General features: G+C 49.4%; 17 protein-coding genes and 1 tRNA gene. 8 read left to right on the top strand and 10 right to left on the bottom strand.

The genetic code is table 11. The features are described 5' to 3' along the window. Window positions 1–21: 21 nt before the first annotated feature. Complete coding sequence (locus V5T57_RS06245; RefSeq protein WP_332890314.1) at window positions 22–330, top strand: STAS domain-containing protein; 309 nt, start codon at window positions 22–24, stop codon at window positions 328–330. On the opposite strand, the gene V5T57_RS06240 is transcribed toward V5T57_RS06245, so the two are convergent. Both V5T57_RS06240 and V5T57_RS06235 read right to left on the bottom strand, forming a co-directional pair. Then, window positions 314–1,750, bottom strand: a complete 1,437-nt coding sequence (locus V5T57_RS06240) for an ATP-binding protein (protein ID WP_332890313.1) — start codon at window positions 1,748–1,750, stop codon at window positions 314–316. The two genes, V5T57_RS06245 and V5T57_RS06240, sit on opposite strands and share 17 nt — an antisense overlap. Next, window positions 1,747–2,472: a response regulator gene (locus tag V5T57_RS06235; protein WP_332890312.1), complete on the bottom strand. Its 726-nt coding sequence runs from the start codon at window positions 2,470–2,472 to the stop codon at window positions 1,747–1,749. The genes V5T57_RS06240 and V5T57_RS06235 overlap by 4 nt, the downstream gene beginning before the upstream one ends. A 511-nt stretch (window positions 2,473–2,983) precedes the next feature. On the opposite strand from V5T57_RS06235, the gene V5T57_RS06230 reads away from it, so the two are divergent. The 6 genes from V5T57_RS06230 to V5T57_RS06205 all read left to right on the top strand — a co-directional run bounded on the left by V5T57_RS06230 (window position 2,984) and on the right by V5T57_RS06205 (window position 12,032). Next, window positions 2,984–4,099 carry a TolC family protein gene (locus tag V5T57_RS06230; RefSeq protein WP_332890311.1) on the top strand — a complete coding sequence of 372 codons (1,116 nt, stop codon included), beginning with the start codon at window positions 2,984–2,986 and terminating at the stop codon, window positions 4,097–4,099. After that, window positions 4,099–5,742, top strand: coding sequence for an efflux RND transporter periplasmic adaptor subunit (locus V5T57_RS06225; RefSeq protein WP_332890310.1), 1,644 nt, complete (start codon window positions 4,099–4,101; stop codon window positions 5,740–5,742). The genes V5T57_RS06230 and V5T57_RS06225 overlap by 1 nt, the downstream gene beginning before the upstream one ends. Further along, a complete protein-coding gene (locus tag V5T57_RS06220) occupies window positions 5,729–8,932 on the top strand; it encodes an efflux RND transporter permease subunit (protein ID WP_332890309.1) in 3,204 nt (1,067 codons plus the stop codon). The genes V5T57_RS06225 and V5T57_RS06220 overlap by 14 nt, the downstream gene beginning before the upstream one ends. Continuing rightward, the gene (locus V5T57_RS06215; RefSeq protein WP_332890308.1) at window positions 8,932–9,312 is read left to right on the top strand and encodes a copper-binding protein; all 381 of its coding nucleotides are present in this window, start codon (window positions 8,932–8,934) and stop codon (window positions 9,310–9,312) included. Before V5T57_RS06220 ends, V5T57_RS06215 begins: the two co-directional genes overlap by 1 nt. Before the next feature lie 240 nt (window positions 9,313–9,552). Beyond that, a complete protein-coding gene (locus V5T57_RS06210; protein ID WP_332890307.1) occupies window positions 9,553–11,352 on the top strand; it encodes an ABC transporter substrate-binding protein in 1,800 nt (599 codons plus the stop codon). Then, window positions 11,349–12,032 carry a response regulator transcription factor gene (locus tag V5T57_RS06205; protein WP_332890306.1) on the top strand — a complete coding sequence of 228 codons (684 nt, stop codon included), beginning with the start codon at window positions 11,349–11,351 and terminating at the stop codon, window positions 12,030–12,032. Before V5T57_RS06210 ends, V5T57_RS06205 begins: the two co-directional genes overlap by 4 nt. 3 nt (window positions 12,033–12,035) lie before the next feature. Here V5T57_RS06205 and V5T57_RS06200 read toward each other — a convergent pair whose 3' ends face one another. From V5T57_RS06200 to V5T57_RS06180, 5 genes are all read right to left on the bottom strand, one after another. Then, a complete protein-coding gene (locus tag V5T57_RS06200) occupies window positions 12,036–12,476 on the bottom strand; it encodes a VOC family protein (RefSeq protein ID WP_332890305.1) in 441 nt (146 codons plus the stop codon). A 537-nt stretch (window positions 12,477–13,013) separates the two neighbouring features. After that, entirely contained in the window at window positions 13,014–15,641 is a 2,628-nt protein-coding gene (locus tag V5T57_RS06195) for an ATP-binding protein (protein WP_332890304.1), read from the bottom strand. Between the two features lie 916 nt (window positions 15,642–16,557). After that, on the bottom strand, window positions 16,558–19,440 hold the full coding sequence (locus V5T57_RS06190; protein WP_332890303.1) for a PAS domain-containing hybrid sensor histidine kinase/response regulator: 2,883 nt from the start codon (window positions 19,438–19,440) through the stop codon (window positions 16,558–16,560). Beyond that, window positions 19,437–20,297, bottom strand: coding sequence for a phosphate/phosphite/phosphonate ABC transporter substrate-binding protein (phnD, locus tag V5T57_RS06185; protein WP_332890302.1), 861 nt, complete (start codon window positions 20,295–20,297; stop codon window positions 19,437–19,439). The genes V5T57_RS06190 and phnD overlap by 4 nt, the downstream gene beginning before the upstream one ends. A 141-nt stretch (window positions 20,298–20,438) precedes the next feature. Then, a complete protein-coding gene (locus V5T57_RS06180; protein ID WP_332890301.1) occupies window positions 20,439–21,326 on the bottom strand; it encodes a uracil-DNA glycosylase in 888 nt (295 codons plus the stop codon). A gap of 84 nt (window positions 21,327–21,410) precedes the next feature. Here V5T57_RS06180 and V5T57_RS06175 point away from each other — a divergent pair. Then, a tRNA-Val gene (locus V5T57_RS06175) sits at window positions 21,411–21,485 on the top strand. Window positions 21,486–21,921: 436 nt separating this feature from the next. Here the strand turns inward: V5T57_RS06175 and V5T57_RS06170 are convergent. The 3 genes from V5T57_RS06170 to V5T57_RS06160 form a co-directional block, all read right to left on the bottom strand. Next, entirely contained in the window at window positions 21,922–22,857 is a 936-nt protein-coding gene (locus V5T57_RS06170) for an N-acyl amino acid synthase FeeM domain-containing protein (RefSeq protein ID WP_332890300.1), read from the bottom strand. Next, a complete protein-coding gene (locus V5T57_RS06165) occupies window positions 22,854–23,762 on the bottom strand; it encodes a class I SAM-dependent methyltransferase (RefSeq protein WP_332890299.1) in 909 nt (302 codons plus the stop codon). The genes V5T57_RS06170 and V5T57_RS06165 overlap by 4 nt, the downstream gene beginning before the upstream one ends. Window positions 23,763–24,506: 744 nt before the next feature. Beyond that, window positions 24,507–24,818 carry a HigA family addiction module antitoxin gene (locus tag V5T57_RS06160; RefSeq protein ID WP_332890298.1) on the bottom strand — a complete coding sequence of 104 codons (312 nt, stop codon included), beginning with the start codon at window positions 24,816–24,818 and terminating at the stop codon, window positions 24,507–24,509. Between the last annotated feature and the right edge of the window lie 101 nt (window positions 24,819–24,919).

Here is a 24,919-nt window from a genome sequence, read left to right as displayed (position 1 = left end):
ATAAACCCTATGGAGCACGCCATGACCATTACCATCCGTCAAAAAAAAGAACCGATTGATACCGTGGTTATTACCCTGCCAAGCGAGTTTAAGTTTAATGCATGGAAGGAGTTTATGGATAAGTGTGAGAAGGAGTTGATGCACAACCGTATTGAGTTTGATATGCGTCAGGTAGAGTATATTGATAGTGCTGGGTTAGGTATGTTGCTTTGGGCCCAGAACATTGTGGATACCAGTGGCCGAAAAATACATATTATGCACTGCAACGAGCGGGTAAAAAAGTTGATCAATGTTGCCCATTTTGAGCGGTTTTTTATACTGGAGCATTAGGCTCAGAAGTGACCGGTTTATCCTCCAGGGTAAGGGTCACCACCAGCCCACCCTGGGGGTGGTTCCATAAACGCAATGCGCCCCCGTGGGCATGGATGATATTGCGTACAATGGCCAAGCCCAACCCGGATCCCCCTGTATGGCGACTTCGGGAAGTTTCTAACCTTTCAAAGGGCTCCACCACCCGGTGTAGATCTTCTTCAGGAATACCAGGACCATGGTCCCGAACCTCAAGCCATAAATGCGACCCTTGCTGCTTGACCGAGAGGCTTACCTGCTTGCCATATTGCACCCCATTACTGATAAGATTACTCAACGCACGTTTAAAGCTATTGCGCATCACCCAAAAAGGCATGGAGTCGGGTATCTCTAAATCGATCTGGTGCCCTAGCTCGGCAAACTCCTCTTGTAAACGCTCCAACATGGCACAGACATCTATCCGTTGCCGCTGCTCTTTTTGCTCCATACCACGGATAAAAGCCATAGCACCGCTGGTCATCTCCTCCATCTCTTTGAGATCTTGAAAATAGGCGTCTTGCATCTCCCCCTGCTCAAGCCGCTCTGTTCGTAGACGCATACGGGTTAGTGGTGTTCGCAGATCATGGGAGATCGCAGCCAGCAACTGTGTCCGCTCCTGTACATGTCGTTTAATGCGCGCCTGCATACCATTTAAGGCCTTAGCGGTCTGACGCAACTCCCGACACCCTTGAACCGGCAGCGGATCACGGTTGATATCCTCCCCCAAACCATGGGTGGCTTTAACCAACAGGGTCAATGGACGGGTGGTTAGATGAATGGCCACCACAGACAATACCATCGCCCCAAAAAAGAGCCCGAACAGGGCATAGATCAGATGGTCCGGACGGTTAAACACCTCTTTGGGTAGATGGTTATGAAATTCCACCCATCGACCATCTTTTAACTGCACCTGGGCCAAAAAGGAGAGACCATCGGGGAAGATCCGCTGCATTCCCCCCATATGTTGCTGGTGATGACGTTGATGCACATCCATTTCAGGATGTGCCGCTACGGTGGGGTTATCCCAAGCCAGCATTTTGACCCTTAAGGCCCAACCCGGACCAAAGATGGTCTGCAGATGTTGGAAAAACTGCAATGCCATGGGGTGGCTGGGGGTACTATGGATAATCGCTTCGGCCTCCGGCTCTAAAATCCGCACAAACTGTAGGGAGGTCTCCATCAGTTTAAGCAGTTGCTGGCGTTCCGATACCGGTAGCGGATCCAGTGTCTCCACCACCCCTTTTAGCTGGTAGGCCGCCTGAATACCCCCATAGCTGGAAAGGGCATCCCCCCGTTCATGCAGGTGTAACACCGCACTTAGGGCCAAAACCAGAGAGATACCGGTGGTTAAAATCATCAACAACTGACCAGAGAGGGTACGGGGCAGAAGATCAAACTTCATCGAGCATCCACCTCTGCTTTAAGAATGTACCCTTTTCCCCAAACCGTTTTTAGAAGCTGGGGCTCCTTCGGTTCCTGCAACCGTTTACGTAAACGCCCGATCTGCACATCAATACTTCGGTCATAAATCTCGGCCTGACGCTGCCGATAAAAAGCCATAATGCGATCCCGATCCAAAATCTCATTGGGATGGTTAAGAAAAGCCAACAACAGGGTGAACTCACCCCGTGTCAACTCTACGATCAGCCCGTCGGGTGCGATCAGCTCCTGGGCCGCAACATTAAGTTGCCACCCGGCAAAGTGGTAAATGGTAATTTCCTTGGGTTCTTTGGTGCGCGGCATGGCCCGTGTACGGCGCAACACACTGCGCAAACGTGCCAACAATTCTCGCGTACTAAAGGGCTTGCTTAGATAGTCATCTGCACCCATCTCCAGACCCACAATACGGTCTGTCTCCTCACCTCTCGCCGTGAGCATAATAATGGGAATATCTGCGGTCTCTTCCCCAATGCTCAAACGTTTACACAGGCTCAAGCCATCTTCACCCGGCATCATCAGATCCATAATGATGGCATCCGGCTGCCACTGTTTAATGGTCACGTCCAATTGATGACCATCGGGTAGGGTCTCCACCTCAAATCCATTTTCACGCAGATAGTCCGCCACCATCTGGCGGGTCTGTTGATCATCTTCCAAGATCAGAATACGGTCTGCAGCATCCATGGTCGGTTATCCGTTCATCGCAGATCAGCACGAGGGTGAGGAATGAGTATAACAATGGATTATCGTGATGCCCAGGTCCACACCATGCACGATCGGGGATGTATGGACGTTCGGACAGGCTAAGCTTTAACACCTATATACGACACAATTGTGACAGGGCAGATGATTATGTCGTATTTATGAAACAGTTCTTAGATTTTGTCATAAAACGATAATATATGCTTTATGTTTCAATCGATTATTTACATTAAAAACGTACACAAGCGCACCTGTATCTGCCATTATTTGTACGTGGGTTCGTCCCACCCTGGGTAATGTCTATGGTTTGATGGTAGAGATCCAGCAATCTCCCCCGAATACCGTCAAACCATAGGCCCCCCTAGGAACCTGTTCCAAGCAGGAGACAGCACCAATGAAGCGACACGTTCCCCTCTTCACCATAATTTTTATTATTTTTTGCTCAAACGCCAAGGCAGAAACAAACTTTTTGGTGCTTCAAAAAAGTTTGGGTATGCATCCAAGCGTTCAAGCCTTAATGCATAAAGCACAAAGCTATACCTACGCTGCCCCCGGTGCCATGGGACTACCCAACCCCAGTATTACCGTAGGGGTTAATAATGTGCCTGTTTCGACCCCCACCCGCTTTGACCGTTTTCTGCCCAGTAACAAATCCGTTGCGGTGGCCCAAAGTTTTCCCAACCGGCAAGGTCGGTTGGCCAAACGTCAATTGGGGCTCAGCCAGGGCGATCTGGTACGGCAAGAAGCCAAACAACAGCAGGCCAAGTTGACCCTTGAGCTTCTAACCACCCTGGCCCAGCGACAACGCGTGGCCCAGAGCATGTTGGCCATTAAGAACCAGTTGGTAAAAATCAGCGAACTGGACCACTGGCTTAAAGGGGAGTTAGAAGCGGGTAAAGCGGTCTATGGACGGGTTGAAGAGTTGGATATTCAGCGCAGTGAGTTACGAGAAGCCCTGTTAAGTCTGGTGGGCGAAGATCAGCGCTATAAAGCGACCTTACACGCTTTGGTCGGCCAAACCCCCCGCACCTCTCCACCCAAACTTACGCCACTGGCTTGGACCGTCACAACCCCATTGATGGTGCAGACAGCCCAGATAAAAAAACAGCTGGCCAAACATAAAGTGGATATTGCCCAAGCCCGGTTAAACCCCGACTATGGCGTCAGTGCTGTATGGCAACAGCGGGTCAATAATGCCAGCTTTAATGGGGATGACTGGTATGGGCTTAAAGCCACCATCCGGGTCCCTTTGTGGTCCAAATGGAACCAACAACCCAAAATTGCCGGGGCCAAAATGGCGGTCAAACAGGCCACCCTGGCCATGGATGATGCCCAACGTACAGCCCGTGCCCGCTATGATGCCGCGCTGGCTGACTACCACACCAGTCTTCAACTGCTGGACGCCCTGCAGAAACGTCAAAAAGAGATCAGGGACCTTGAAGCTGCCATGGAACGCCGCTATGAAGCGGGCGAAGTGACATTGGATCGTGTCATTCAACCGGCCATCTCCCGCATTCGCTTAGGTTTGGATAGGGCTCGCCAGCAAGCACGGCAGATCACAGCTGCGGCTAAAATACACACCCTCTTCTATGCCCAGGTAGACCCGTAATGTACAAAACCCTCAATGCCGCCCTGCTTTTTTTACTTCTGGTGGTTCCACAACTGGGATGGGCTGAAGCAGAAAAAGTACGCTACACCTGTCCCATGCACCCCCACTATATTGCTGAAGAGATGGGTAGCTGCCCCTTATGCGGTATGGACCTGGTAGCCATGGCCGCAGCGGGTGAAGCTGCAACCACTCAGGGCCATGAACGGACCATGGTCACCATTGCTCCTGAGATTATTCAAAATATTGGTGTCCGCTACAGCCAACCCCAGCTCACAGAGTTTGGTCGTCGTATCCGTGCTTTTGGTATGGTTATGGAGAATGCACGGGCACAAAGGGTTGTGGCCAGCCGTGTCTCTGGCTGGGTAGAAAAACTGCATGTCACCGCTGTGGGTGACCCGGTTAAACGGGGCATGGTGCTCTACCGTCTTTTCAGCCCAGATCTGGTGGCGGCACAACGGGACTTGATCAGCGCTGTGGAGCGTGCCGGTAATGGCCGCCTACATGCCGCAACCCAGCGGTTGATTGCCTTGGGGCTGGACCGCCGCTTTATTGAACAGTTAAAAAAAAGCCGCACACTGGTCCAAAAAGTCCCCTTTTATGCGGATAGTTCAGGCATTTTGAGCAAACTCAATATTCGCCAAGGTAGTTACGTCAAACCCGGTATGGCCATCGCCACCGTACAGGACTACCGGACCGTCTGGCTTAATGCCAGTGTCGCAGAAAAGGATCTGGGGCGAATTACCCCACAGACCCCTGTCTCCGTCATGCTGCCCAACCTACCTGGACGCCCGGTTCATACCAAGATTGATTACATTCACCCCACCATTGATGCCGCCAGCCGGACCGGCACCATCCGTCTATTACTGGATAACAGCGACGGTGTGCTACGACCCGGTGCTTATGCTGATGTCATCTTTGAAGTGGGGGTGGATAAACGGTTGGCCCTACCCAATGGGGCACTCCTTAACAACGCCTTAGGTTACCATGTTGTGGTGGCCCTGGGGGAAGGACGCTTTCAACCTAAAACTGTTAAAGTTGGGCTCTCTAGTGGTGGTTATACTGAACTACTGGAAGGGGTAGATGCCCATGATCAAGTGGTTATCTCTGGGCAGTTCTTGATCGATTCCGAAAGTGCCCTACGGGAGTCTTTTACCAAGTTGGAGCGTCTAAAGACCCCCCTGAACATGCTTAACCCAACCTCCTCTGAGATGGCCATGATTGACCATCTGGTGGATGCTGCTCTCTATCTGCATGAAGCGCAAGTTGATGGGTATGATATTGAGGCCAAACAGCTCCAACCAGCCCGGGATATTAAGGCGCTCTTATGGCCACGCTTTGGGCAAACCCGCTTGGGGTCGATCTTGGAACAGAGCGATCAGGCCCTGGCCCGGGCCCAACATGCCCGTACGGAAGCGGACCTTCTTCTCGCCCTACACGATTTGGTCACCGCACTACAACCGTGGATTTTTAAAGGCGCTGCACCTCACTATCAGAAAAAAGACCTGCAACTCTTTACCGATACCGCGCAAAAAGTATGGTTGCAACTGGGGCAGGATGCCGACTCCCCTTATGGTTCAGAAAAAGCCCAAGCCACACCCTACCCACCCTCTCCGGTAGCTGGGGCTAACCATGACCCCGCATGAACCAGAAGTACCCAATCTGGGGCATGACCCTACACACTCCTTAATTGCCCGTTTGATTGAGTGGTCCATCAATAACCAGCTTATTGTGGTGATCTGCACACTGGGGTTGGCGGTGGCAGGCCTTTTGGCATTAAAAAGTACACCGCTGGATGCCATTCCTGATCTATCCGATACCCAGGTTATTATCCGAACGGAGTTCCCCGGCCAAGCACCGCAGATTGTGGAAGATCTGGTGACCTACCCACTCTCCACAATCCTGCTGGGGTTACCCAAAACCAGTGCCGTACGTGGTTACTCTATGTTCGGAACCAGCTTTGTCTATGTCATCTTTCAAGATGATGTGGATATGTATTGGGCCCGTAGCCGTGTGGCAGAGGCACTATCGACCGCGCAAAAAGATCTACCCGATACCGCAACCCCACGTATGGGGCCCGATGCCACCGGTGTTGGGTGGGTGTATCAATATGCTTTAACCGATCGGACCGGCCAGCATGATCTGGCCGATCTACGTGCCTTGCAGGATTGGTTTTTAAAGTTTGAGTTAGCCACGGTACCCGGCGTTTCCGAAGTGGCATCGGTCGGGGGGTTTGTTCGGGAGTATCAGGTACGTATTGACCCCAATCGGTTACGGGCCTTTGATGTTCCCTTAAGCCGGGTACGCCAAGCGGTCAAATCTGCCAGTATGGAGGTCGGTGGCCGGGTACTGGAACGGGCTGAAACTGAGCTCATGATCCGCTCGACAGGCTATGTAACCAGCCTGAAAGATCTGGAACAGGTGGTGGTTTATGCCAAAAATGGCCGTCCGGTTCTATTAACCGACGTGGCCCGTGTGGTGGAGGGGCCTGAATTACGCCGGGGTGTGGTGGAGCTCAATGGTGAAGGAGAGGTAGTTGGGGGCATTGTGGTCATGCGCTCGGGCGAAAATGCTTTAAATGTGATCCAGGCCATTCACCACAAACTGGATCAACTCCGCCCTGGTCTCCCTCCTGGGGTAGAGATCCACACCGTTTATGATCGTGCCCCCCTTATTCGGGGAGCGGTAGCGTATCTCAACCACAAACTGCTGGAAGAGGGCTTGGTTGTTGCCCTGGTATGTCTTGTTTTTCTTCTGCATGTCCGTTCTGCGCTGGTTGCCATTATTACCCTGCCACTTGGGGTGTTGGGGGCTTTTACCATTATGGCCAGTCAGGGCATAACAGCGAATATTATGTCTTTAGGGGGAATTGCCATTGCCATTGGCGCCATGGTGGATGCCTCGATTGTCATGGTGGAAAATGCCCATCGTAAACTCAGCGAACTGCCCCAACCACGATCCCCTGCTGTGCGTCGCGAGGCACTGATCCTTGCCGCCAAAGAGGTCGGACCCGGACTCTTTTTTAGTCTATTGATCATTACCGTCTCCTTTTTACCTGTCTTTGCCCTAACCGGTGAGAGTTACAGACTATTTGCACCCCTGGCTTATACCAAAACCTATGCCATGGCCTTTGCTTCCATACTCTCCATCACCATTGTACCCATTTTGATGGTTTGGCTAATCCGGGGGCATATTCTTAAAGAGTTTAGCAACCCTTTAAACCGGCTCTTTGTGGGCCTGTATAAACCCCTTTTGTGGGTCAGTTTAAAACAGCGCTGGTTGACCCTGCTTCTTGCCATAGGCGCTCTAGCCTCTCTTCAGGTTCCCCTTAGTAAACTGGGTTCTGAGTTTATGCCTGCCCTCTATGAGGGTGAGCTGCTCTATATGCCCACGACATTACCCGGGGTCTCTATTGGTAAAGCCAAAGAGGTGTTGGCACAGACCAACCGTTTGATCATGACCGTGCCTGAGATTGAGCGGGTTTTTGGCAAGGTAGGTCGCGCCGATAGTGCAACCGATCCTGCACCAATCTCCATGATTGAGAGCTGGATCAAATTGAAACCTAAAGATCAGTGGCGAGCTGGGTTGGATGTCGAGGGGCTGATTAAAATTCTTGATCAGCGGGTTAAACTACCCGGCTTGGTCAACAGTTGGGGTTACCCCATTAAAATCCGTATGGATATGATCTCTACGGGAATCCGTACACCGGTTGGTATTAAAATATCGGGTCAAGATCTTAAGGAGATTGGCCGCATTGCGCTGGATGTAGAAGCGGCGGTTAAAGAGGTAACAGGCACCCGTAGCGCATTTGCCGACCGGGTTAGTGGGGGTCGATATCTGGAGATTGACCCCAACCGGGAAGAGCTGGCACGGCGCAACATTGATCTGGGCTTGTTTCAATCCATTATCCAGACAGCCTTGGGCGGTATGAAAATCGCCGAGAGTGTGCAAGGTCGTGAACGCTATAATATTCAAATGCGCTACGACCGACCTTTTCGGGAATCGCAACAAGACTTGGCAGAGATCTTGGTCCCAACCCCCATGGGCCAACACATACCTCTAGGAGAACTGGCCACCATTACCTATACCGAAGGGCCGCCTATGATTAAGTCTGAAGACGCACGCCTGACCGGTTGGGTCTTTGTTGATATCAGCGGCCGGGATATCGGGCGTTATGTGGCCCAGGCCCAAGCACATGTTGCCAAAGCGGTCTCCTTACCTGCCGGGTATGCCATTACCTGGTCTGGTCAATATGAACAGATGATCGAGGCGCGTGAGCGGCTTCAGATCGCCATTCCTGCGGCAGCCGCCATTATTCTTGTACTGTTGATGATCCACTTTGGCCGGGTAGACCGCACCATTATGGTCATGACAGCGCTACCCTTTGGCTTGGTGGGTGGTCTATGGGCTGTGCATCTGGCCGGGTTCAATCTATCGGTGGCTGTGGCTGTTGGTTTTATTGCCCTGGGGGGAATTGCGGTAGAGACAGCCGTGGTCATGCTACTCTATATCGACCAGCAGGTTCGGCAAGACCGGCCAACCCACCGAGATACTCTGTTTACCAGCATCATGACCGGTGCTGCCATGCGGGTACGACCTAAATTAATGACTGTCTCTGTCATCATTGCCGGTCTATTACCCATTTTTTTTACCGACGGACCCGGATCCGATGTCATGCGTCGTATTGCACTGCCCATGGTCGGCGGCATGTTGAGCACCACGGTCATGACACTGATTGTGATTCCCGTCCTCTATTTTTTATGGGAAGCCAGACATCTACCTGGCCACGCCCCACAACCCCAACAAGAACATACCCAACACTCTGGAGACACCTGATGCAGAAATCCATTTTTGCCCTGGCTTTCACCGTTTCCCTTTCACTGCTAGCAACACCCGGTTTTGCGGGCTCCCACGAAGGTATGGGGCATAGCATGAACCATAGTGGCCATAAAATGGACCACAGTGGTCACAGCATGCCCATGAAGAGCAATAAAGCAGAAGCCATGGGGCAACTCCATAAGGTCCATGCCCACCATAACATGGTTAATCTAACCCATGATCCTATTCCCGCATTGGGTTGGCCTAAAATGACCATGGACTTAGCTGTCAGTAAAAAGGTGGATTTAAAGCTGTATAAACCCGGTGACCGTGTCCACTTTACGGTGAAAAAAGGCCGGGATAACCAGTTCCGCATTATCAAAATGATGAAGCATTAATAAGATGTGAGGTGAGAAAAGGTGTTCCCATGCGTCCGAACACCTTTTCTCACACACTTACTCCTTTTTGATCCCTATCCATATTTTTTGTATGGTTTGGCTGTTTTCCAAGCCATTTTCAATGCTAATAGTCTTTTTAAAATCTCCAAATTCAAGGTAGAATGGTTTTTCTCTTGTGCGAGATCAAGTAGACCTCGCTTAACTTCTGCATTTTCTCACCAGCTCAATATGAGCTAACCCATGGAAATCATGCAAAAGTCTATCCTTATAACCGTGAGCTGGTTGCTTTCTCTTTTTCTGCTGATCACGACAGCAAGTGCGCAAGAAAAAGGCATGGAGAGCATTACTTTACAGCTAAAATGGAAGCATCAGTTCCAGTTTGCTGGGTACTATGCTGCCATACATAAGGGTTTTTTCCAGGATGAAGGGCTTGACGTTGCCTTGCGTGTTCCCAAAGCCGGGGAAGATCCAGCTCAGTTGGTTGCCACCGGTACTGGTGAGTACGGTATTGGGACATCAGAACTGGTGGTCTCCCGCAATAAAGGCCTACCGGTTGTGGCTTTGGCTGCTGTCTACCAACACTCCCCCTATGCCATTGCTTCGCTGAAATCTTCTTCCATCAAATCGGTTCATGATCTAGCCGGTAAACGAATTATGTTAGAACCCCAGGCTGCTGAAGTCTGGGCCTATATGCGTAATGAGGGCATCCCCACCAGCACCTTACAGCTGGAGGAGCACACCTTTAATACCGAAAGTCTCATTTCCGGTAAGGTGGATGCCATGACCGTTTATGAGACGGATGAACCCTATACGTTAGAGAAAAAAAACATACCCTATAACCTGTTTAGCGCCCGCTCTGCAGGTATCGACTTTTATGGGGATGTGCTGTTTACCACCCAAAATGAGATTGATGAACATCCTGAACGGGTGGCCGCTTTTCTTCGAGCCTCCCGCCGGGGTTGGCACTACGCTCTCAGCCATATCAAAGAGGTTTCTGGCTGGATTTATGAGCACTACAGCCAACGCAAAACCGTGGATCAACTGCTTTTTGAGGCCAAACATGGTATTGCCCTGATCCGCCCAGATTTGGTGGAGTGGGGCTATATGAGCCCTGGCCGGTGGCAACACATTGCGCAGACCTACCATAAACTGGGTATGCTCAGTGATGACTGGTCTTTAAAGGGGTTTATCTATGACCCTAAGCCCCAAACCACCGACTTAAGCCATCTGTACCAGCTATTAAGTATGTCCCTTTTGGCTTTAATTGTCGTGGCCGGTATTGGGGGACGCTTTTATGTACTGAGCAAGCGTCTGCATCTTGAAGTTCAAAAGCGCCAAGAGGCCGAAACACAAGCCCAACAAGCGTTGGAAGAAGAACGTAATTTGCTGGCCATTATGGCCCACGATTTTCGTGGCCCCATCAATCTCATTTCTGCCAGTAGCCAGCTTATTGAAGTAAGCCCATGTGGTACCACCCCCATTGCCACACGGGAGCTGCTAAAAATTAAAGGGGCGATACAGAGCTTGGATACGCTTATTAATAGCTGCCTAACCTGGGATCGTATGGAAGGTGCCTATCAAGGGGATTATGAAGATCTAGAACTTATTCCATTAATCCAAGAGGTTGTTAATAACCATCAAGAAATGGATCCAGATCGCCCTATTGTTACACGCTATCTGGATGAAAACATCCGCATATATGGAAGTCCAACCCTATTGGCCATCGCTTTGGGTAATCTCTTGGACAATGCCAGAAAATATGGTCCTATAGGTGCTCAGATCGAGTTGAAGTTACACCGCGTCACCGATAAAGTGGAGATTCGGGTTGTGGACCATGGGCCAGGTCTACCGCCTGATCAGCTAACACAGGTTTTTAAAAAGTATTACCGTAGTACACCTAAAACATCGGGTAGTGGTAGTGGCATTGGCTTAAATGCAGTACGCCAAATTGCCCAAGCTCACCAGGGAACAGCCCGGGCTGAAGCCGGTTCAGGGGGATGTTTTGTGATTACCCTACCGTTGAAAGAGGAAGAAGTATGAGCTGTATTGCACTGGTAGAAGATGAGATCGCCTTTCGCCAAACGGCACGGGATTTTTTAACCATGCAGGGTCTGCAGGTATTTGAGGCAGACAATGGCGAGCAGTTGAACCAAAGGCTCAATCAATCACCCCCCATTCAGGTGGTTGTTTTGGATGTGAATCTATCCGGCAAAAATGGTTTTGCCATTGCGAGTGACCTGCAAGCACAGCATCCCAATATGGGTATCATCATGCTCACCGGTCGCCACACCACCGAAGATTATCTCACCGGCTTGGCTTCTGGTGCAGATATCTATCTCACGAAACCTGTCGATTTACGTATTTTAGAGGCTAAAATTCAGGCGCTGTTACGTCGTTTGGGTACCAACCAGCCCAATGTGACCCGTTGGACCATCAACACCAGCACCTGGAGCCTGACCACCCCCCATGGTCAGAACATTCCCCTGACATCAACCGAGTTGGCGTTTCTGACCATGTTGGCAGATACCCCGAGCGAACCGGTACCTTACCCCAAGATTGTCTCGATCTTTCAAGAACCTTCTGAAAATGACATACACCGCGCTTCGGTTCTGCTTAACCGGTTACGTCAGAAGGTGATGAAAGAGAGCGGTGAACGCCTACCGGTCAAATCAGCCCGTAGTGTGGGCTACAGCTTTACCGCCGAACTGGCCATGGTATAGCGGTTACCATTCACCTTGGTTTGGCATGCTTAGCCAAGGCTCTTGGGCTGGTAGGGCATCCCCTTTTTGTAGCAGCTCAATACTGATCCCGTCAGGACTGCGGAAAAAGGCCATATGACCGTCCCTGGGTGGACGGTTAATGGTAACCCCACCTTTTTGCATGGTTTCACACACCTCATAGATATCCTCAACCAGCAGGGCCATATGACCAAAATTGCGCCCACCTTGGTACGCTTCAGGGTCCCAATTGTAGGTTAACTCAATCTCTGGAGCCTGCTCCGAGCGTGCTCGGTCAAGATCTTCCGGTGCAGCCAAATAGACCAAGGTAAACCGACCTTTTTCACTCTCCTTACGCCGGGTTTCCACCAACCCCAACAGATCACAATAAAAGTGGCGTGAAGCTTGTAGATCAGCAACCCGGACCATGGTGTGTAAAAAACGCATTTTTCTGCTCCTTAGATAAATCCTTAATGCACCAATGGTAACGCATAATCCATATACCGTATAAGGACCAGCGTGTTGGTACACGCTATTTTAAACGAGACCACGCACCATATTGTTCTTACTTATCTTCCCCACCCTCTATTCAGATATTTTACCAAGAACGGACCTACCCCCATGGTCACGCGACCAGACCATGCTTGAAGAACATATTCATTAAACCCCAAAAATAGCCCTCTTTAGAAAAAGGCACGCTTATGGGAGCTTTCTACGCAGGGGAAAATTCCGAGGTTCAGGGACATATTTGGATGGTATAGAAAGAACAGAGGAGATCAACAGGGGTTAAGATTAGATACACGTATCAGGGACACATTCTAAAGAGATATGAACCACAGCAGAGCAATGAAAAGACCATGAGGCGTTGAGATCAGGTCGTGTCGTACCCAGGTTGATTCACTCATAATCAGCAACCGTTTCCTAGTCCATTTCACCCACACGGGTTGTGGCGCGTGTGCATGGCTATAATGCCCGACACCGGTCCTAGTTGTGGCAAGGAAGGTATGCCGCCTTGGTTGCCGCATAACTTTGCATAAACTCCTGACTATAACGCTTAACAGCCACCCAGTCCTGCCGTTTACAAGCTGCATCCATCTCGGTCGCACACAAGGCAAGCTGGATCGCACCAAAGGTCGCCGCACTGCTCTTAAGCGGGTGTACCTCCCGTGCGATGATCTCCCAGTCCTCATCCTGCAAGCCCTGTTCAATCACTTGTACCCGCATTTGTGCCTCCTCCATAAAGACAGCTAACATGCGTGGTACCAAGGAGATATCAGTCTCTGAGGCAAGCTTGGCCAGCACTGTCTCATCCCGCACTGGGGCCGAGGAGGCCCAATGTTGGTTCTCTTCAATAGGTTCAGGTTGTCGTTCACCCAACAGTGCCATTATACCGTTAAACAGCACGGCACGGTTGATGGGTTTGGTTATGTAATCCTGAGCGCCGGCCTCCAAACATTGCTTCCGTACCTCGGGGTAAGCATTGGCGGTTAACGCAATGATCGGTATCTCCCCCAAGGGTGGCGCCATGGCACGAATCCTCTCCATCGCCGCCCAACCATCCATCTCTGGCATGGCCAAATCCATTAAAATTAAATCATACGGAGCGCGGCTTAGCGCTTCCAAGACCTCTAATCCATTAACTGCAACATCCACATGACACCCCGCACGGCTTAACATAGAGACAGCAACCATTTGATTGGTTGGGCTGTCTTCTGCCAATAAAATCCGTACACCTTGGAGCTGAACTTCTTGTTCTAACGGGTGTGTTTCTGGTTCCTGCTGGGGTGTCTGCGCATGGCCAAACCGTGCCGTAAAGGTAAAACGGCTACCACCCAAAGGGGGGTTCTCCACTCGGATCTCCCCCCCCATAAGATCGACCAAATGGCGACAGATGGCCAAACCCAGTCCACTGCCCCCATACTTACGGGAGTAGGAGGGGTCTAATTGATTAAAGGGTTGAAAGAGCCGTGGTAACTGTTGAGCAGGTATACCGATACCACTATCTTGCACCTCAAATTGTAAGAGCAGGGACTCGGTCCGTTTGGAGAGCAACCTCACCCGCATGGTGACACAACCCTGTTCGGTAAATTTAATGCCATTGCTGACCAGGTTCATCAACACCTGCCGGACACGCCCAGGATCCCCTTGCACCCATTTAGGCAACAGATCACAAGGGGCTACTTCCAGCGTTATACCCTTGGCCGCGGCACGTGGTGCAAACAGATCATGCACACCCCGCAAAATGTGCTCTGGGTTAAACGCACTGTTCTCCAGCTCCAGACGACCCGATTCAATCTTACTAAAATCCAAAATATCATTGAGGAGTGTCAGCATCGATTCCGCTGACTCACGCGCGATCACCAACCAATCCTGCTGCTGGGGGTCCAGCCGACTATCATTTAGTAACCCCAACATGCCTAAAATACCGTTCATTGGGGTACGTACTTCATGACTCATCACAGCCAAAAAGCGGGACTTGGCCATATTGGCAGCTTCCGCTTGCTCCTTGGCTTCAATTAAGGAACGTTCTTGCTCGAGCCGTTCGGATATATCTGCGACCAACCCCACAAAAAGACGATCCCCTTCAAAAACCATTTCGCTCACCGAAAGCTGAATGGGCAGTAAGGTGCCATCTTTACGTTGTGCGGTCACTTGGCGCCCCGCCGTGCCAATAACCCGTGGTGCTGCACCTTCTAAATAGCGTTGCAGATACGCATCATGTTGGGACCGATAAGGCTCCGGCATTAGCATGTTAATTTTTTCACCCACAATCTCAGCCGCGGAATATCCAAAAATACCTTCGGCCGCACGGTTAAAACTCATCACCTTACCGTGGCTATCCATAGTAATGAGACCGTCCATGACGGCATGCATAATGGTGGCTTCCAACTTGGCCATGCGGGAGCTGGATGTTAAAGAATTTTTTAACCTTTGGTAGGTTTGATCCAGCTCACCTGACATCTGATTAAAAGCTTGGGCCGTCAAAGCCAGCTCATCAGAACCCTTAATGGGAATACGGTGATTAAAACTGCCTTGGGCAATAGAACTTGCCGCTTCACGAAAATGGTAGAGTTGACGGGTTAGGTACCCGCCCAAAAGCCAAGAGACCATAACCGCGGCCACCATAGCCAACAGCGCCAGGACAATCCGCTGGTTTTGCGCACTTTTTAGATCTTCAAGAATGGGTTTAATCGATAAACCAAGGTAGACGGTCCCATATCGTACCTGGTTTAAAACAACCGAGTATTGAATATCATAAACAGCATCGGTGGTGGTTGAGAGTGAGACATCAGGCTTTGGCGGGGGCGTTAGGGATGGGCCCGTTTGGTAAAGCGTATGATTATCGACATTTGTAATGACTAAATAGACGAGATTGTTGTTTCTAACAATTTCCGTGGCGATAACCGTTAGGGATGGAATGTTCTGACTAAGAATAGCCTCTTTGGTCGCACTGGCGGTAAGGTTGGCAAGGGTGTGGGCGTGTATGGACAAATTCTTTTGCTGAGACTGGCGCAGATCATCAAGAGATGTACGGACCAAAACCGTTAAAATAAGCGCTTGGATTAAGGCAATGCCTAGGATGATTTTAAGCCGGAACGACATCACTTCCATACCTTTACTCAAACCCAAAACGGTCTGTATGTAGCCGTAAGAATGATCTTTTATGGATGCGTGTAAAAAGCCCCTGAACAGCGTGCGCACATATACAGATGTCTCGTACACACCAAAAAATCAGACCTGATGCTTCACCTGCTTCTGTGAAGGATTAAAGCGCTAATCTCTTTACGTTTAACCCTATCAAGCATAACACATGTGTCTGAGTGGTCTTTATTTTATCATGCGCCGGGAGAAGTGATGCGATCAATCTGGTGGATTAAAGGAAGTGTCGCAGCCACCACCCCTTACGTAGAGGGTGGGGTGATGGCTGGAGGGTATCCACACCAAGAGAGAACCTAGAGGGGTTAATACCGACGCGGATACAAATGCGGATATTCCATGCAAGACCCTACTGAGCAAAACCTCTAAATAAAAGGTCAGGATCTTCCACGGGCCACCCATTGTGCTGACCGGTTTTGTGGTACTAACCTATGTGGTGCGGAAGGAAACAGAAGCTTCATTTTCCGCTTTCCGCTTACCTTCTCTCACTCACAACACATGCCACTGTATGATCTATTAAATTTCAAGGGGATAGCCAAGATCTTATCTCTTGCATAACGCCACAATTGTTGATTTGCAATGCAATTTGCAAATACTTAAATATGTTGACTGGTTTTACACGGGTAAGAAAAATGGTTTTTCTATCACCTTCACTACACTTATCAACTTATATCGTGAGCACAGTGTCATGGCGCGGTCACGAGGTATAGACTGTTCTAATGGGCAGCAACATAAGACCACTCCCCACGGTTGCATCAGGTAACACACCCGCAACCAGGACCTTTTGAATGAAAAAGAACCCATATACACCTGATATTGCGCATATTTTACCAACAGCATAACAGCCAAACCGATATTGGCTACCCTACGCTCATGTAGACGGAGTTTCCTGGGGGGTATAGTGGTTCAAAATCTCTAAGAGCCGCTGTTTTCGAATGGGTTTGGTTAAATGTGCATCACACCCAGCTGCAAAACTGCGCTCTTCATCTTCTTTAAGCGCATGGGCCGTTAATGCAATAATGGGCAGACGATGACCACCGCCCACCTCCTGTTCCCACTGGCGTATACGACGTGTTGCGGTATAGCCATCCACCAGCGGCATCTGAACATCCATTAAAATCAGGTCGAACGGGCCATCGGCTAAGACACACTTTTCAGCTTCTTCACCGTTAACCGCAAAAGTTAAGCGATGGTTGGTGTGGGCAAGATAGGCCTGCATTAACGTTCGGTTATCTTGTGAATCCTCGGCCAATAGAATGTTTAACCCTTTGGATGAGGCCAAATTGCTCTGATCTATGCCATGCTCTGGTTGATCGGGTATAAACCCTGCTATATAAGGAATGGCAATGGCAAAACGGCTCCCTTTGTGGACCTCACTATCCACACGGATTTGCCCACCCATTAACTGGATTAAGCGTTGAGAGATGGTCAAGCCTAAGCCACTTCCCCCAAACTTGCGCGCAATACTGGAATCCGCTTGGGAAAACATATCAAAAATACGTGATAAATGTGCTTTGGGTATACCAACCCCAGTATCAACCACATTCATGCGTAGTTGATCCATCTGCTCATCAATCATTACCTCTACCTGTACAGAACCGGACTCTGTAAACTTAACCGCATTACCCACCAAATTGATCAATACTTGCCGCAGCCTAGGTGCATCACCCAACAGATAGTGCGGTACTTCTGGGGCCATCGTTAAATGGAGCTCCAAACCCTTGGATTCAGCCGAATAACGCATGACCCGGCAGGTTTCCCGTAACAATGCATGAAAATCATAATTTTCTGGTGATAACTCTAAACGTCCAGACTCAATTTTAGTGAGGTCTAAAATGGCATTAATTAAATCCAGCAGGGCCTCACCCGAACTGCGTAAACCCTCTACATATTTTTGTTGTTCATCGGTCAGTGGGGTCTCTAACAACATCTCTGTCATACCAATTACGGTATTCATTGGGGTGCGAATTTCATGAGACATCGTCGCCAGGAACTCGCTCTTGGCTTGACTGGCCTCTTGCGCTTGAAAGGTTGCTTGTTTCAGGGCAACTTCACTCTCTTTTACAGTGCTGATATCCGTTGCCAACCCAACAATCCGCACAACCTTACCCCGCTCAATAATGGGGTAACCACGATCATGGATCCAACGCATTTGGCCATCCGGGCGGATAATCCGATACTCTTGGTCAAACATTTGCCCTAATACAATGGCATCCCCAAAAGCACGCTCTACAGCGGGTTTATCTTCCATATGAATAACTTTAGACCACAGCCCATAATCTTCTATTAAAGCCTCTGAAGGGTAACCCCATACTTTTTCAAAAGCTGGGTTCACATACAAAACTTCATGCCCCTGGGCACTGGTAATCCAAAAAACATCTTCCAACGTTTCTGCCATCTCTCTAAAACGTCGCTCGCTTAACTCTAAACCCAGTTGTGCCTCTTTTATGGAAGTCACATCTTCAAAAACCGCAACCACCTCCCCACTCTCTAACCGGTACACATAGTTTTCAACCCATTGCTGAATACGATCATCTTCATATTGATTAAGGGGAAAATGAACCGGTTCACCGGTGCGCCATACCCGTTTGAGTACATCCAACATTCCCATTTGATCAATACCAGGGAACATTTGAGTAACGGGCTTGCCCAAAACTGCCTCACGGCTTAAATGGGTGAACTCACACCCTGCTTTATTCAAATCACGAAAAATAAAATCTTCACCATCCAGTGTTGCTTCATAAATCGCAACACCGCTACCCATATTATTGAATAGGTTACGGAACTTCTCCTCACTCGCAGCAAGCGCCGCGCGCAGCGCCTCACTTTGGCTAATATCGATCAAGGTACCGCGTACAGTCGGAAAAGTACCATCACTACTGGCCACCCGCTCACACCGATGCAACACGTGTAAAACCTCACCATCCTGTCGCCGAATCCGGTGCTCTAGATGAAACTGCTTCACCCGTTGGTTGGCAAAGTCCTCCAGCATATGTCGTACCTGCCGCTGCTCTTTTTGCGGCACCAGTTCCATAAAGGTCTCAACAGCATTAATGGCCGTTTCAGAGCTTATACCAAGGAGTCGATAGAGCCCTTCTGACCAGACCATTTCACCACTGGTCAAGCTCCAATTCCAACTGCCCATATGTGCAACCATCTGGGCCTCGACCAACGCTTCCTGGCTCTCTCGGATCATCGCCTCCGCCTTGCGGCGACGGGTTAACTCCAGATTAAGCGGTGCAATGGCATAACGGGTAAGCATCCACCAAACGGTAATACCAAAGAGCAGCGTGATCAGACTTGAAACCACTCCCATGAACACCGTTAAGGTACGAATACGCGAAGCGATCAGGCTAAGATCGTGGGTTACTTCCAGGGTTAAGACCAAGCGTTGGTCCACCCATACCTCACTCTTATGGGTAAAAGTTTCTCCCCTGGCGGCACTGCCTTGGTACTGAACCAGGGCAAAACCTGTTGGAGAGAGTGCACGCACCGATATGATTTCTTGGTGCTTAAGACCCCACTCTTCCAACGTACGTTTAATCTGTGCCAGATCCCCCCGAATGGCGGCATCTTGAATGGTTGTACTTAACAAAGAGAGCTGTGTTTTTACACTACGATGCAGATCTTCCTGCATATAGGTGTAGTGTTTAGAGGTGGTCACCCACAGCTGTACCGCCAATAACGCCAGCAGGGCGATGGCAAATAGAATAAGCGGACGTGCATTAAAGACCGTAAGCTGCTCTTGCTTCATTCCACACCCCGCTTAGGTATTGAAATGTTCAAGATGTGCCGCAACCCATCAAAGGCTTTATCCGAAACAACCCCTAACCCTGTAATACCAGGTTTAAGTGCCTTTAATAACTGCGCATCCATGGTTTTTGGCTTTAACAAAGCCAGTGCTTTTTTAACTTCAGCAATGACCTCTTCCGGTAGATTGGAGCGGGCAACAATGACATGGTTGGGTATTGCTGATGATTTTTCTAAAACGCGCAAACCCCAGTGAGCATAACGTTTGTACACACTCTCTTTGGCTGCACCCGCATCGAACAATCCCGTCAAGACACCATAAATAACATTTACATGGTTCTGAACATGTTGGTGACTGGCCAGATCCACCTTACTAACACCCACCTTTTCCAACATATGCAGCGGCACCAGATGGCTCATGGTTGAGTTAACATCACCAAAGGCCATGCGCTTACCCTTTAACTGCTCTAACTTTACGATCGTTGCGGCTTGATAGGTAAAAATCACCCCATGAAAAGTATCTTTTCCTTTAACCCTTAGCTGTGCCAACAGTTTAGGTGGGCCATATTTTTTAACAATTTTGACATAGGGGGATGGACCTAAAAAAGCGATATCAACCAGCTGGTTACCAACATTATCTATATGCTCAGCATAGGTTGATGCCACATGTAAGCGTACCGGCCGCTTCATGATGTGGGTGAGGTGTTTAATCAGAGGTTGAAAACGCTTATGAAGTTCAGTTGCTGGTAAAAAGGGATGGACACCAAACGTAAGAACAGGCTGGGCACGCGCAGGTAGTGTCATGGTTGTAAACAAAATCATGACAAGAAAAAGAGGCAGCAACAAGCGTATGCTTAACATAGACAAGCACTCCGACCGTTCATCAATCCCCCCTTCCAAGACATGTTACGCCACTGAACAGCGAATGAAAAGAATATAGGGGCAGATAAAATTTATATATAAAACAGAGGGGTGTTAAGAAACAATTATACAATTGATGATTTATGCAGGGGGTTCGTTCAACAGCTGTTTCAAACGGATCAGGTCCATCCAACCATCTTTTTTACGGGCTGGTGTCCGCAAATAAAACGCTGGGTGATAAGAGGCCACAACAGGTATCCCGCGCCATGCATTTTGTCTACGACGAATGGCCGCCACACTATCGGTACTACCCAAAAGACTTTGGATGGCAAACCGTCCCAGAGCGAAGATAGCTTTAGGGGCAATGACCTCCAACTGTTGGTGGAGATAGCCTTGGCACAAAGCCACTTCATGGGTTTGCGGATTGCGGTTACCCGGTGGGCGACATTTGATAACATTGGCAATGTAGATATCACTACGCTGAAACCCAACGGCTGAGATCATTTTATCCAACAGATGACCCGCGGCCCCAACAAAAGGCTCACCCAAACGGTCCTCATCGGCACCAGGTGCCTCACCCACAAAAACAACGGGGGCGTGTGGGCTACCAACCCCAGGAACAGCCTGCGTGCGTGTTTGGGCCAGATCACACCGTTCACAACTTTTACAAAACTGGGCAATATGCTCCAGCGCAGCGGCCTTATCATCAGGGAGCTCTAGGGGTTTAGGTACATCCACCTCAACCGGTGTGGTTTTAGTTTTTGCAGGCGGTGGTGCGCCCGACTTACTGGATTGACGCTTTAAAAACGCAGGGGGGTCTTGATCCGGCATCTGTTGCCGGGATGGAGGAGGTACATCTGGTGTGGACGGGTCGGATTGTAGAACAGGTGCCCGCCACGCACGTTTGGGTGGGGCATCCCAGCCATTTTGGATCTGTTCAATTGTGGGTAAATCGCCATGAAGCATAGGTATACCTGAGGCTTCCAAGTACGCCAGAGCTGCGATCCAATCATGTGCGGTGGGATTCATTCAACATTACCGTCCAAGTACGCTTTTTTCTTTGACAATGTAACATCGTTTTGGGTATAAAGCACGCTCCTTGAACAGGGGTAAGGGCGATTAGCTCAGCGGGAGAGCACTGCCTTCACACGGCAGGGGTCACTGGTTCAATCCCAGTATCGCCCACCATTTATTTATGTATTTACAGGCGGTTGGACACGATGTTCAATCGCCTGTTTTGCGTTTATGCCCTAACACGACCCTATCGTAACTTGGGGTCTAAAGTGATGCTTCGATATCCCCTGCCAACGGATCTACTTCAATAGCCTGCATGGCCAGCTGAGTAAGAGGGGTTGTAGGAGTTCATGATCTAAAAAAGGTGTCTGCGCCTTTATAAGGCTAAGACGTTTGAGAGGTTAAATGGAAAAATGATTTTCGACGATTAATCACTGGATCTGTCCTTAAATTCTTGTTTAAAGACCATGTAGATAATCATTAAACATCTCTACTCTCCAAACAAAACACCACAAGCTGAAGAGCTCATGGTGCAAGCTTGATGTTGAGCATGATAGGCACAGGGTTTTAGGCAACGCCTATTCTGGCCATGCGAACTACGCGATTGTGATTACAATCTGGACAGCAGTTGAGCCAAACGTCCGCCCAGTGTTCTAAGCATAAATACAGCTTCCTTTGGATCTTGCTCCACGCTGTTAAGAAATTGTTTGCGGCTCATAACCATCACCTCTAAGTCGGTTGTGGCGAGAACGCTGGCAGTACGCTTTACATCGACCAAAAGCGCAATTTCTCCAAACAGATCCCCAGGTCCTAAATCAGAAAGAACCTCTGCATTTGTATCACCCTGATGTAACGTTACTTGTGCGTGTCCATCCACAATGAAATACGCATACTCTCCCGTATCCCCTTCCTGAATCACAACCTCTCCAGCACTGAAATACTCCCGATAGAAAGATTCCATGAAGTGTACAATCTGCTGCTTGTGTAAAAATTCGATAAAACTGTCCCGCACATCCGCCATCTTCAACATCATGGGTTGAATCGGTACGCCGTGGTGGTTCACGGCATCCACCACCTCACCGATTTTGTGAAAGCCAATTCTCCCCATCGCTTTGGCCAAACGGGGATTAAAGGGACAAAAGACATGGCTCAAATCATGACGGTGGGCCCAATAGTAGGTCAGCATGGTCAAGCCATTGACTACTTTTAACTGCCCCCGGTGATGTGGGTCCACACAGAGTTGGCTTGCGCTACCAACCTTAACAGGTGCTGAGTCAGTTAGGTGGCTGCGGAAATCAAAAAATTCATCGGCAGGTAGCCCCACTATGGGATCATCCAACGACACACGTAAGGTACCAACGACTTCTCCGGTTTCATCCATAGCCATGAATAAACTGGAGGTCCCATAGGCATCAAAACGGTCAATAAAGCAGTGGGCAGGTTGTGGAGGGAAGGGAAACTCCCCTTCAGCAAAGACCCGGTGTCTGAGTTGATAACAAGCATGTAACTCTTCTGGTGTTTCAGCCAGTTTGGTTCGAATACTCATAAGGTTGCCTTTTGCGCATTTATGGGTAAAGCACGACTTAAAACCAAATACTCACCTAAATGCACCACACCGGCAGCATCTTCCTCCAGGTAGCGGGATTTAAGCGTTGCACCATTATCACTCTCCAAAAGATCAAAACCATTCTCGGCTAAGAACGACTCCATTTGAGCTTGTGGCTTATCCCACATTAACCCTTCTCCAGCAAAGCGCAGATACTGTTGAAGTAGCCACCGTGTATTATTTTGGGGGCTACCCATAGGCTCTAGAGCCGAAAACAGCAAATGTATGGGGTGTTGATTCACCTGCCGCAAAAAACCAAGCAGTGCTTGTACAGCAACCTCCGGCAAGTACATCAAGACCCCTTCACAGATAAAAAGGCTCTTCTGTGCAGGGTCATAAAAAGGGGCGCGCTCAAGCACTTTTGGAAGTGGCTCTTTGCCCAGGTCCACCGCCAAAAAGTGGAGATTATCAACCGGTTTATCCACCAACGCGGCTTGTTTCAGCTCGCTGGTATTGGGATGATCGATCTCAATAATAGTGAGATGAGGGTGGGATTGACTGAGACGCCAACCTAACGTGTCAAAACCAGCACCTAAGACCACAATTTGGCTGATTTGTTGGTTCAATAGGGTACGGGTCGTTTGTTCAATATGATGTTTACGCAAGACATAATGACGGGTGATTCCTGGAACCAGTGCATATTCCATGAGCGGCGCGAGCGTACGATATACCACACTATCCAGTTGTTTCAGGCGCTTTTTTCCTTGGGGAATGGATGCCAGAACACGCCGACATGCCTCGCTTTGTTCCGGGGAAACAAGGTGACCATCCTGGCTATAATCCGCACTAAAAAGCAGCCCTTGTATAACGGTAAGCGCCGTGGAGCTCACTTGTGTATCTTTCATGCGTTGTCCCTTGATTGGCTAACGGAAATAGATGTACGGACGCGCAAAGTCCCGAATACCATCATAATACTGGGGGGGTTTACGTGCCAGATCAATCATGGTGTAGAATGGTTGACGACATGCTCAACTCGCGGAGAGCTTTTACAAAAACAGCATGATGCCGATCTCAAACGATCATAACACCTGAACCAGCTAAGAGCGGCCTAAAGAACGCTCTTTTTCTGCTGGAATCCTGTGCAAAACCGAAATTTAAACACACAACTCCTGTTGGGCTCATGCTTTATGCTAGAGCCCGTAGCCGCCCCCTATAGATGGCCAGTGTCACCAAGTAAGTTGGGCCAAACTTATTTAAGGAAGCCGATGCATACTGCTGTGCATATCGTGAAACCCAATAGGCGCTCCATACCACAGCTTAAACGGCCATATGACACTTCTTCTGTTTGGTACTCAGAAGATATCCCACATGTATCACTATCCTGAACTCAGGCGCGCTGTCATTGCCTCAGTACCACTGTGCAGAGAGAATGACTCCGAGAAGAATGGCAACATGTGCAAAACGCATGAAAACAAAGTTCTGTGTGCTTGACCAAAGATAGTTTTGGCTAAAAATCGAGAAGCTTGCACGGTTGAGAATCAGAATTTTTCAGTCTGTGATCCGCAGGCACTCACCACAGCAGGCTATTTAGCCTGTGGATTGGGTGAAGCCCCCTGCAAGGGTGGAGGGGTGTACTGAAGTGTTAGGCGTTAACCGGCATGGGGTTGAATGGCCTTTAGACCTACGGCACCAACCTCCAGACGGGCGAGATCCAGATCATAATAGGCTTGCAGGCGCATCCAATACTCAGCTGAGTTACCAAAAAAATGCCCCAACCGTAGTGCCGTATCTGCAGAAACCGCCCGTTGACCACGGATAATCTGACTAATGCGAATGGGCTGAACCCCAATGGCAACAGCCAATTGGTTTTGGTTGATGCCCAGCTCTTGTAGATAATCCTCTTTCAACACCGTTCCAGGATGAACCGGTGTTATATCTGTATCAAAAACCACGCTATCCATAGCCCTACCCTAAAAGATCTTACCGACCATTGTGGTCCCACCCTTGGGAAACCACCCACCTTAGGAAAAAGCCTATCATATGGCACCACTAACGCAAGGCA

It is taken from the genome of Magnetococcus sp. PR-3 (assembly GCF_036689865.1).
In the GTDB taxonomy this organism is placed as follows: domain Bacteria; phylum Pseudomonadota; class Magnetococcia; order Magnetococcales; family Magnetococcaceae; genus Magnetococcus.
The sequence above is the reverse complement of the archived record's forward strand: the minus strand, read 5'-3'. Positions and strand labels throughout refer to the sequence as shown.

What these genes read in the sequence shown, in the direction of transcription:
- V5T57_RS06240 (WP_332890313.1), bottom strand. Translation starts at nt 1,750, where the DNA reads ATGAAGTTTGATCTTCTGCCCCGTACCCTCTCTGGTCAGTTGTTGATG.
- V5T57_RS06225 (WP_332890310.1), top strand. Translation starts at nt 4,099, where the DNA reads ATGTACAAAACCCTCAATGCCGCCCTGCTTTTTTTACTTCTGGTGGTT.
- V5T57_RS06210 (WP_332890307.1), top strand. Translation starts at nt 9,553, where the DNA reads ATGGAAATCATGCAAAAGTCTATCCTTATAACCGTGAGCTGGTTGCTT.
- V5T57_RS06200 (WP_332890305.1), bottom strand. Translation starts at nt 12,476, where the DNA reads ATGCGTTTTTTACACACCATGGTCCGGGTTGCTGATCTACAAGCTTCA.
- V5T57_RS06160 (WP_332890298.1), bottom strand. Translation starts at nt 24,818, where the DNA reads ATGGATAGCGTGGTTTTTGATACAGATATAACACCGGTTCATCCTGGA.
- V5T57_RS06190 (WP_332890303.1), bottom strand. Translation starts at nt 19,440, where the DNA reads ATGAAGCAAGAGCAGCTTACGGTCTTTAATGCACGTCCGCTTATTCTA.
- V5T57_RS06245 (WP_332890314.1), top strand. Translation starts at nt 22, where the DNA reads ATGACCATTACCATCCGTCAAAAAAAAGAACCGATTGATACCGTGGTT.
- phnD (WP_332890302.1), bottom strand. Translation starts at nt 20,297, where the DNA reads ATGTTAAGCATACGCTTGTTGCTGCCTCTTTTTCTTGTCATGATTTTG.
- V5T57_RS06180 (WP_332890301.1), bottom strand. Translation starts at nt 21,326, where the DNA reads ATGAATCCCACCGCACATGATTGGATCGCAGCTCTGGCGTACTTGGAA.
- V5T57_RS06220 (WP_332890309.1), top strand. Translation starts at nt 5,729, where the DNA reads ATGACCCCGCATGAACCAGAAGTACCCAATCTGGGGCATGACCCTACA.
- V5T57_RS06205 (WP_332890306.1), top strand. Translation starts at nt 11,349, where the DNA reads ATGAGCTGTATTGCACTGGTAGAAGATGAGATCGCCTTTCGCCAAACG.
- V5T57_RS06170 (WP_332890300.1), bottom strand. Translation starts at nt 22,857, where the DNA reads ATGAGTATTCGAACCAAACTGGCTGAAACACCAGAAGAGTTACATGCT.
- V5T57_RS06215 (WP_332890308.1), top strand. Translation starts at nt 8,932, where the DNA reads ATGCAGAAATCCATTTTTGCCCTGGCTTTCACCGTTTCCCTTTCACTG.
- V5T57_RS06230 (WP_332890311.1), top strand. Translation starts at nt 2,984, where the DNA reads ATGCATCCAAGCGTTCAAGCCTTAATGCATAAAGCACAAAGCTATACC.
- V5T57_RS06165 (WP_332890299.1), bottom strand. Translation starts at nt 23,762, where the DNA reads ATGAAAGATACACAAGTGAGCTCCACGGCGCTTACCGTTATACAAGGG.
- V5T57_RS06195 (WP_332890304.1), bottom strand. Translation starts at nt 15,641, where the DNA reads ATGGAAGTGATGTCGTTCCGGCTTAAAATCATCCTAGGCATTGCCTTA.
- V5T57_RS06235 (WP_332890312.1), bottom strand. Translation starts at nt 2,472, where the DNA reads ATGGATGCTGCAGACCGTATTCTGATCTTGGAAGATGATCAACAGACC.